Source organism: Methanolobus vulcani (assembly GCF_900100715.1).
GTDB classification, from domain to species: Archaea; Halobacteriota; Methanosarcinia; order Methanosarcinales; family Methanosarcinaceae; genus Methanolobus; species Methanolobus vulcani.
The window spans coordinates 21,711-31,108 of the sequence record NZ_FNCA01000015.1; the positions used below are offsets into that span (position 1 = coordinate 21,711).

Here is a 9,398-nt window from a genome sequence, read left to right on the forward strand (position 1 = left end):
AAGCACACCATTATATTTAAAACAATCTGAAATGATAAATAATTAGAGAATATAAATGGTTTTAAGATAGAAATAAACAATTAAATTTAAATAAATAGATTCAATATCAGTAAAAACATTATTAAGCATTTTTCAGAAGAATCTTAAGAAAAGAAGGAAATAAAAAGACAATAACCACGCCACTTCGGTCAAACCGAAATGGCGTCCCTTTCGCTCATACTCCAATTCCCCACTCAGGTGCCCCCACCTGTTCCCCTTATGACCGCTCATACTCCACTTCATCTTTAGAGAGGGTGAAATGCAGGCATTATTTCGTTTTTAGATACTGAGGGGATGTATCGTGCCTACATTTCCGTGCAATCCAATTCCGTTTTCACGGAGTTTGTTGGGATGAAGTCCATATCGTACATTTATATGGTACATTTCGTCTGGCAATTTCTGACTGGCAGTTCTTGCCACAATTCATAGTTCTTTTTACTACTATATAAATATATCTACACTATAATATATAATGAGCATGATAATAATGAGGAGATTTGTAGCTGTGCCTAATGAACAAGAAAAGAGCTTACTCAGAACAAAAATACTCACCTTCAAGACCGAATTTACTATGAATTATACATTCCTGACACAAACATCCTTTCTTTTCCATTCCCGGATATGCACCCTTAGAACAGAACATGAACTTTTCTTTTTCAGGACAAGAAGGACATTTTGGACAATTACAACCTTTAGAATGGTGATAGGAAGTGCAGATCCCAAAATATTTTCCACGTTTATCAGGAATGCATGAATCATTATCTGTCAAAATACCACCTGTTGTCGAAGAATAGAATGATACAAACTAATAATAATTAACAAAATTGTGTAATCCTAATCAATAAAAAAAGGAAATAAAGAAAAGCTTATCCTAGCTTTTCCTGAAGATAGTTCTTGAAAGCAGGGTACTCTGTTCCAAGATAATCCATAAACTCATCCTTTGATTCAACCTTATTCAGACTATCCGGAAGTTCTGGTTCAACGCCAGTCTGGGCTTTGACATGTTCCGGGAACTTTGCAGGATCTGCTGTTTCAAGAGTTACTGCAAGTGTGTTATCTCCTGACTGTGCCCTGAATTCAAGAAGTCCTTTTACACCTACTGCACCATGTGGTTCGATAAGGACGTTGTAAGTTTCGAAAATGTCCTTGATGGTTTCCTTTGTTTCAGCATCGGTTACGGAGGTGGAATAGATATCATTTCTGAGCTTATCCATATCAGGTTCTTTGCTGATGTTACCCTGCTCATCCATGACACCACCATAAATGGCGATGAGTCTTGCAAGGTTGCTTGGGTGACCGACATTCATTGCATTGGAAAGACAGTTCTTTGAAGGTACTATCTTACTGTACTTGCCTGTGCTCAGGAAAGTTGGAACCTCATCGTTCTCATTAACTGACGTAATTATCTTCTTGATAGGAACTCCCATGGTTCTTGCCAGGACACAACCCATCATGTTACCAAAGTTTCCGGACGGGATGGAGTAGATTATCTCCTCAGGATAATCTCTGAGTTTTGCATAAGCGTAAATGTAGTAGATGGACTGAGGAACAAGACGACCAATGTTAATTGAGTTTGCTGATGAAAGATTCAGATGTTTGAGATCCTCATCGGCAAATGCTTGTTTTACCATTGCCTGGCAGTCGTCGAATTTACCGTCAACTGAAATGGCGGTGATATTCTTGCCAAGTGTGGTCATCTGTTTGCGCTGTCGGTCGGATACCTCGTCTGTCGGGAAGAGTACGATGACCTTGATGTTGTCAAGACCATAGAATGCATCGGCAACTGCGCTGCCGGTGTCACCTGATGTTGCAGTGAGAATGGTCAGGCTTCTGTTCTCTTTGTTTAGATAATACTGCATGAGTCTTGCCATCATGCGGGCTGCAAAGTCCTTGAAGGATGCAGTTGGCCCCCTGTCAAGTCTCATGATATAGGTCTGTTCGTCCACCTGTTCGAGCGGAACATCGTAGTTGTAAGCTTCATAGGTGATGGCTTTGAGTGACTCGTCATCTACCTCGCCTTCAAGTACCTTGCTCAGTACCCTGTAAGCGACCTCAGAATAAGGAGCATCCTTGAAGGAATCGATCTCTTCCTTTGAGAAGCTTGGCAGGCTCTTAGGCATGTAAAGCCCGCGGTCCGGTGCAAGTCCGGTGATGAGAGCTTCCTGAAAGCTTACTTCCGGTGCGTTAAGATTTGTGCTGTAGAGTTTCATTTTAATCAGGAATTTAAGTTGATAGGAATAAATACGGTTATAATATAAACCAGATTATGAACTTTAAAGGATAAATAAGTATGAATACCTTGCTATTGAGCAAATGCTTATAGGACTGTTAAAACATAAGAATACTCCGATACAGATAAAAATAAAAATAGTGCCTTCATAATATATTCGGGGTTGCATATACAGAACATCACATGGTTGTTTCTACCTTTGATAGAAAAATATATAAAGTAATGCGTGAACAGGTTTCTGCTAAATTTAATTCCTGTGCAGGATCAAGAGGATGAATTTATGACAATAGTGGCTGTTTCTGATGCTCATCTGGGTATGAAGGGAGCAAAAGAAAACGAATTTACCGATTTCATTGAATATCTGAAGGACAGGGAGATAGAACATCTTGTACTGCTGGGCGATATTATAGAAATATGGAGACGTGATTTCACAGAAGCGGTTACGGACTTCTCAGGAACAATGACCTACATAAGCAGGATGCTGAAGGGAACTCAGATCCATTATATCGCAGGGAACCATGATTATTCTCTCCTTCACCTTGATGGTGCTTTAAAAAACTATTTGCCATTCAATATTGAAAAACAAGTGGTGATAAGGAGCAAGGAACAGGAATTTTTCTTTTTTCACGGATACCAGCTGGAAGTGCTGTGTAGCCCATATTACAAATCCATGAAAATGTATGAGAGTTTCTGCGATCACATGTGCCTTGCCGGAGATAACACGGGCATTGCAGCCGATAAACTATGGGACATAATGCTTTCTAAACGCTCGTTATTAAGTAGCCTGAAAAATTTCCCGAAGGAACCAAAGTCTGCAATCATGTCCATGAGACAGCCACCTGAAATAAGGATAAGGGACTACCAGAAGACAAAGATCTTTAGACCTATCAGAGAGCTTGCAAGCACAGACACCAGACATTTAATGTTAGACGTGCACCCTGAGCAGTACCTGATCTACGGACATACCCATGAAGCATACGTAGATGATGACAAAATGGTTGCAAATACCGGAAGTTGGGGGTTTGGCGATGAACAGAAACTGGAATATATCGAAATTATCGATGACAGGGTAGAGTTGAAGGATTTTCAACCCGTTAGTTGAAGGCCTTGAATATCGCCTATGCAGAGAAAGTTCAGGAATTGGCAAATTGAGGCGCTTTCTGTATTCACATAAGTTTCAATGGAGACCTCAAAATGAGCCACTATATATTATCGATTTCTTATTCATTATACGGGCCAGATTTATGAATTTATAATTACTGTCGCCAAAAAAAAGATAAGCTTTTAAAATGAAATTCTTATCAGAAATTACCAGAGAATAACTACGATCTGGTATTGTTGAAAATATGGGGGTAATAGATGTCAATAATAGCCGTTTCAGATGTACACTTGGGTATGAAAGGGGCAAAGGAAAAGGAGTTTGTTAAATTTATAGAGGAACTAAGAAATAAGGATGTAGAGCACCTTGTTCTCCTTGGAGACATAATCGATATATGGAGAAGAGATTTCACAAAAGCTGTGATAGAATGTTCCAGGTCCCTGACCATATTGAATGATATACTGGACGAAACGGAGGTCCATTACGTTGTTGGTAACCATGATTTCTATCTGCTTCGTATGAGTGAGGTGCTGAAAGAGAATTTCCCGTTCAAAGTGAAGAAGCATGAGGTCATTAAGAGCAAAGATCAGGAGTTTTTCTTCTTCCACGGATATCAGCTTGAGGTGCTATGCAACCCATACTACAAATCAATGACAACTTATGAGGCTTTCAGCGAACACATGTGCCTTGCAGGCGACGATGCAGGCAATGCTGCTGAGATGGTATGGGAAGAGATCCAGTCCAAGCGTTCTTTCTGGGATACGCTGAAGAGGTTCCCAAGTGAACCAAAATCCGCACTCAAATCAATGATGGAGCCACCGGAAAAGAGGATTGGTAAATACAACCGACATTATGTTATTGAACCCATTATGGAGCTTGCAGCTGCAAACACAAGACATTTCCTGTTGAATGTGCGTCCTGACCAGTATCTGGTATACGGTCACACTCACCTGGCTTATGTTGATGAAAGGAACAGGGTTGCAAATACCGGAAGCTGGGGATTCGGAGATAACAAAGCACTTGAATACATCGAAATTGATGATGATAAAGTGAGGTTGAAGGAATTTAAGCCATAGGCTTAGATTCCATTGATTTTTTTATTTGAAATTCAGGTTCAATTTAAACTTTGACTTCAACTTTGATCTTTCTCTTAATTTTGATTTATACTTACTCGGATTTGATTTTTTTGAGTAACCATGCCATGTTAGTTCCAAGGTTGTCCATTGTCCTCATACCTTCTTCATCCTCATTGACATCTCCAGGGTTGAGTCCTATACCAAGGTTCCAGTAAGATGACCCCACGGTTACCATGCTGGTGATTCCGAATAGATGGTTGATGGAATCATAAGCATGTATCGCACCCGCCCTTCGAACTGCTACAACTGCCGCACCGGCTTTCCTTGCAAGGAACCCGCCGTTTGCAAGAGATACATATCCTGCACGGTCAATGAGTGCCTTGGTCTCGGTTGTCACATCAGCAAAATAAGTTGGTGAACCGATCACAATTCCGTCAGCATCCTTCATCTTTGTGATGCACTCGTTGATGCCATCATCATCAAAGACACAAAGATTGTTCTTTTTCTCAAAACATTTCATACATGCTGTACATCCGTGAACCTTCTTACCGCCAATATTGATAGTTTCAGTTTCTATCCCTTCAGCTTCGAGTTTGGATGTGAGTCTTTTCAGCATTGCTGCTGTGTTTCCTTCTTTACGTGGACTTCCGTTTATAGCGACTACTTTCATGGTTAGTTCCTCTTTTTGTGATTTTAAATTAATTATTCCTAGATGAATATTGTAAGTTGTTATAAGTGATTTTGGACTCAATGAGCTTAGTTGTATTCATCCTTACTCTCCATGATGCGACGGACCTCTCTGTCAAAGTCGGAGATGTAAGTAGTATCCTGTGTTACCCGGTATTCTTCATATTCCTGTTCAGCTTTCAGTTTTGCTTCCAGTGCACTGACCCTGCCTTTGTCTTTCAATATTGGATAGCTGGACAGTTCCAGGAAGTTATGCAGGAATTCACTCCAGTCCTGCATTTTCATTAGTATCTGGCGCTGTGCGCGGTTTTCTGCGAGGTCGAGATATGCAGAGACTAAACGGTTGAGTTCCTGGATATGGGCATCACCGAGGTAGTTCTTGGCAACTGTGACATCAGATTTCAGTATCTTCCCATCGGGCGCCTGTTTCCAGTTTGTCAGGCCCATGTGTAACTTTATTGCGTCAGCAGAGTCATAAATGATCTCTGCGGCTGTTTTCCCGGTGATTGCCCAGTGAAGCTTGTTCTGTACCGTAGCAAAGAATTCCTTTGTTTGCGGTGCGTTTTTATTATAATCCGCGGAGAGAGCGTATATGTCGGTAATCTTCTGGTAGAACCGCCTCTCGCTTGCACGAATCTCCCTGATACGCTCAAGGAGTTCCTCGAAATAGTCCTTTCCAAAAACCTGCTTCCCCTGTTTGAGTCGATCATCATCCATGACGAAACCTTTGATGATGTACTCTTTCAGGGTTTGAGTAGCCCAGATACGGAACTGGGTTGCCTGGACACTATTTATGCGATACCCTACCGAAATTATTGCGTCAAGGTTGTAGAACTCCTTTTGCCGCTTGACCTGACGGTCTCCTTCTGTTTGAACCGTTTCCAAAATGGAAATAGTTGACTCTTTCACCAGTTCTCCGGTTTCATAGATGTTTGCCAGATGCTTGCTAATGGCAGGCACTTTTACCCCGAACAAACCGGCCATAGCTTTCTGGGTAAGCCAGACGTTTTCATCCTTCAGTACAACGTCGACCTTTACTTTTCCATCATTTGATGTGTAGAGTATGAAATCTGATTGCTTGTCGGAAAGGTTGTTCTCATTCATGGGTTTTTATCTCCGCATTGCTGCTGTGTTTCCTTCTTTTTGAAATCTCAAGAATCATCAACTTCACTTAATTCTGCCTCTATCTCCTCAATACTTGGAAGAGATGATCTGAACTCATCCGGCAGGTTTTTTGTAATCACATATTCACTCACACCAATCGGTTTATGAATATCCTTTAGGGAATATTCCACCACCGTGTCGTTTTTTGATTTGCAGATAAGGATACCTATAGAATTATTATCCAGTTCTGATCTTAATATTTCATCTACAGCCGACACATAAAAATTAAGCTTGCCGGCAAACTCCGGTTTAAACCTGACTGTCTTTAGTTCCACTACAACATAACAATGTAGTTTGACATGATAGAATAGCAAATCAACAAAAAACTCATCCCCGGCAACTTCAAGTTTGTATTGTTTTCCCAGGTAAGAAAAACCAGCACCCAACTCCAACAGGAAACGAGTAATATGGACTGTCAAAGCATCTTCCAGTTCTTTTTCATTATGTTTTTCTGTTAACGCCAGAAAATCAAAATTATATGGATTTTTCAAAGTTTCTATTGCTAGATCAGACTGAGGTTCGGGCAATGTTACCTTAAAATTGTTTATGGCTTTGCCTTCACGCTTGAACAAATCACCTTCAATGTGATGAGTCAGAACTGATCTTGACCAGTTGTTCTGAATTGTTTTCTGGACATAAAAAATAGCTTCGTCGATGTCTTTGGTTTTGGTAATAATAACAACATTATGCCACCATGGTATTTGCGTAGCAAGTTGCTTCGCAATTTCATCCTGTGCATACCAGAAACAGTACCACCTCTTGATAAGTTCCAGATTTCTTTTTGAAAAACCCTTCATGTCAGGAAATTCTGCCATTAGATCGTGGCTGAGCCGGGACATAAAACCATCACCCCACTTCGCAGTAGCCTGCTTTTCCACAATATCCGCACCAAGCTCCCAGTAAAACTCCAATAGCTCAGTATTAACTTTAACTGCTGCTTTTATCTGAACCAATCTAACTTTATTTTTCAGCTCATTTAGCCATGCTGAATAGTTTTTGTCAAGATAAAAGAGTTTACTCGTATCAGTATCATCCTTATAACTCATACCTTAATCTCCCCCAGCCTTGTGAGCATCTCAACTGCATTGTAATGAGAAACTGTTTTGAAGGTATCGCATTTTGCGATACCATAGTCTTCACCGGAGATCACAACCTTATTGAGTAAACTCTTTTCTACATCATAAAGTGATGCAAGGTCACGGTCAATCATTGCCTGAACACCACAAATGGCATAGATCCTACTTTGGATGTCCCCGTCATTTGAGATGTAGAGAATAAAATCTGACTGGTTGCCGGAAAGGTTGTTCTCATTCATGGATGTTTAGCTCCGCATTGTTGCTGTGTTTTCTTTTTTACGTGGACTTCCGTTTATAGCGACTACTTTCATGGTTGTTTCCTCTTTTTGTGGATTGTTATTGTAGGTTAAATCTAAAAAAGAATGTGGTGGAAGTTATTGGTGGCGTGTGGATTGATAAATGAAAGATAAGTCTACGTTTTCCGCAAGTACATCTTTTGTGTCAAATTGTATAAACTAAGTATTATGACCATTATCATAACTTAGTTTATACGATGGCCATAAAACATTAATAAGATAAATGGAACTCACAAGCATGCTTAAAATATTCACAAGCTGATACATATTGATTGTATCCATTATACAACCATTACCTTCATGTATTAAACTTTGAACAATTTCGTATATAACAACGATTTAAAGGACAAAGCATATGAGTATATTTGAAAGCTATAAAGAAACAATAACAGATATTCAAACGTTATATCGCTCAAGGCTCATAATAGAAATTATTTTATCATTAAATGAGGAAACGAAGACACTTTCCCAACTGCGTGACATTACAGGAAGCACATCACAAGCACTAATTCCAAAAATTAGGAAATTAGAATCATTAATTGAAGCAAAAAAAGAGGGCTTTTTTCTGACTTCAATAGGTAAAATCGTGGCATTTAAAATTGCAGATTCCTTTTTAATGATGAGAACAATCAACAAACATAAACAATTTTGGTTAGATCATTATCTTGAAACAATCCCAGTATCATTATTAAACGAGATCGAATACCTCTAGGATTCTAAAATAATCTGCGACACAGATATAAATATTTATACTCTATACAAAACCAATCTTCAAATGATTGAAGAAGCTGATTACATACTTGGAATATCCTCTATTGCTACAGAAGAATATGCAGAATGTATATCAAAAAAAGTACTAGAAGGTGTTACAGTCAACATAATAATTACACCTCAGGTTGCCGAGATATTGAAACAACATCCTTATTCGGAAAAGTTAAATTTACTACATAATTGCGATACTTTTAAACTCAATAGTATTGATAAAAATTTCAAAATGGGACTTATTGTAACGAATAAATGTTTATCATTGACTTTAGCTAGAAAAGAAACAGGAAGATATGATATTACAAATGGATTAATCAGTTTTAATCCAAAAGCAATTAGATGGGGGGAACGACTCTTTGAATACTACAATGATCACTTATAAACCATTTTTTAGTAATGATAAACAATGGAGCACATTTGACTACATTTTCAATTATAAACAATCAATGTGCCTTCATTTTTTACATTGGACCCATATTTAAGGGTATGATAACTATAAAACTCTCTTAATTTCATTTCTTGCTTTAGCTTTGTTTGCTGTTTATACAATAGTTACCAAATTCCATAAACCTCATCAAGATAACTTTTACAATAATCAACATACCTATATTATATTTCTGAACCCATCTCAAAACTATAAATACTACTTCTTTTAATTTTATTATGGGGATATGAATGGAATTCAGAGAAATCTCTGATGAACAATGGAAGTTTATTAAGCCACGTTTACCACCTCAACCCATTACAGGGAGAAAGAGGGCTGATGACCGCAAGGTCATCAATGGCATACTCTTTGTCCTGATAACTGGTTGCAGGTGGGGAGATATGCCAGTAATTTATGGATCCAGGGCAACTGCCTGGAGACGGCTGAAATGGTGGTCAGAAGAAGGGGTATGGAATAAGATTATGGAATCCCTTCGGGATTCTGCTTACCAGGAAGGTAAGTTCTCAATGGATGTTGTATGT

The 9,398-nt window shown here is 39.0% G+C and carries 12 protein-coding genes; 5 read left to right on the forward strand and 7 right to left on the reverse strand.

Annotated elements, in window-relative coordinates; genetic code table 11:
* Positions 1-318 precede the first annotated feature (318 nt).
* From BLP52_RS14495 to thrC, 3 genes are all read right to left on the reverse strand, one after another.
* Positions 319-459, reverse strand: coding sequence for a hypothetical protein (locus BLP52_RS14495; RefSeq protein WP_154717901.1), 141 nt, complete (start codon positions 457-459; stop codon positions 319-321).
* Between the two features lie 109 nt (positions 460-568).
* On the reverse strand, positions 569-808 hold the full coding sequence (locus BLP52_RS14075) for a DUF2769 domain-containing protein (RefSeq protein ID WP_238380856.1): 240 nt from the start codon (positions 806-808) through the stop codon (positions 569-571).
* 97 nt (positions 809-905) lie between these two features.
* Complete coding sequence (gene thrC / locus BLP52_RS14080) at positions 906-2,249, reverse strand: threonine synthase (RefSeq protein ID WP_091711121.1); 1,344 nt, start codon at positions 2,247-2,249, stop codon at positions 906-908.
* 300 nt (positions 2,250-2,549) lie between these two features.
* On the opposite strand from thrC, the gene BLP52_RS14085 reads away from it, so the two are divergent.
* The gene (locus BLP52_RS14085; RefSeq protein ID WP_091711122.1) at positions 2,550-3,371 is read left to right on the forward strand and encodes a metallophosphoesterase family protein; all 822 of its coding nucleotides are present in this window, start codon (positions 2,550-2,552) and stop codon (positions 3,369-3,371) included.
* Positions 3,372-3,628: 257 nt separating this feature from the next.
* Entirely contained in the window at positions 3,629-4,444 is an 816-nt protein-coding gene (locus BLP52_RS14090; protein ID WP_091711123.1) for a metallophosphoesterase family protein, read from the forward strand.
* Positions 4,445-4,535: 91 nt separating this feature from the next.
* Here the strand turns inward: BLP52_RS14090 and BLP52_RS14095 are convergent, their stop codons facing one another.
* The 4 genes from BLP52_RS14095 to BLP52_RS14110 all read right to left on the reverse strand — a co-directional run bounded on the left by BLP52_RS14095 (position 4,536) and on the right by BLP52_RS14110 (position 7,610).
* Positions 4,536-5,114, reverse strand: a complete 579-nt coding sequence (locus BLP52_RS14095) for a flavodoxin family protein (protein WP_091711124.1) — start codon at positions 5,112-5,114, stop codon at positions 4,536-4,538.
* An 86-nt stretch (positions 5,115-5,200) separates the two neighbouring features.
* Complete coding sequence (locus BLP52_RS14100) at positions 5,201-6,235, reverse strand: virulence RhuM family protein (protein ID WP_091711125.1); 1,035 nt, start codon at positions 6,233-6,235, stop codon at positions 5,201-5,203.
* A 47-nt stretch (positions 6,236-6,282) separates the two neighbouring features.
* Positions 6,283-7,341, reverse strand: coding sequence for a PDDEXK nuclease domain-containing protein (locus BLP52_RS14105; protein ID WP_091711126.1), 1,059 nt, complete (start codon positions 7,339-7,341; stop codon positions 6,283-6,285).
* The gene (locus BLP52_RS14110) at positions 7,338-7,610 is read right to left on the reverse strand and encodes an ORF6N domain-containing protein (protein ID WP_091711127.1); all 273 of its coding nucleotides are present in this window, start codon (positions 7,608-7,610) and stop codon (positions 7,338-7,340) included. Before BLP52_RS14110 ends, BLP52_RS14105 begins: the two co-directional genes overlap by 4 nt.
* Before the next feature lie 412 nt (positions 7,611-8,022).
* Here BLP52_RS14110 and BLP52_RS14730 point away from each other — a divergent pair, with 412 nt between their 5' ends.
* From BLP52_RS14730 to BLP52_RS14120, 3 genes are all read left to right on the forward strand, one after another.
* Positions 8,023-8,379: a hypothetical protein gene (locus BLP52_RS14730; RefSeq protein WP_238380857.1), complete on the forward strand. Its 357-nt coding sequence runs from the start codon at positions 8,023-8,025 to the stop codon at positions 8,377-8,379.
* Positions 8,380-8,412: 33 nt separating this feature from the next.
* Positions 8,413-8,814 carry a transcriptional regulator FilR1 domain-containing protein gene (locus tag BLP52_RS14735; RefSeq protein ID WP_449405417.1) on the forward strand — a complete coding sequence of 134 codons (402 nt, stop codon included), beginning with the start codon at positions 8,413-8,415 and terminating at the stop codon, positions 8,812-8,814.
* A 293-nt stretch (positions 8,815-9,107) separates the two neighbouring features.
* Positions 9,108-9,398, forward strand: a 291-nt coding sequence (locus BLP52_RS14120) for a transposase (protein WP_154717902.1), incomplete at its 3' end; no start/stop codon positions are given.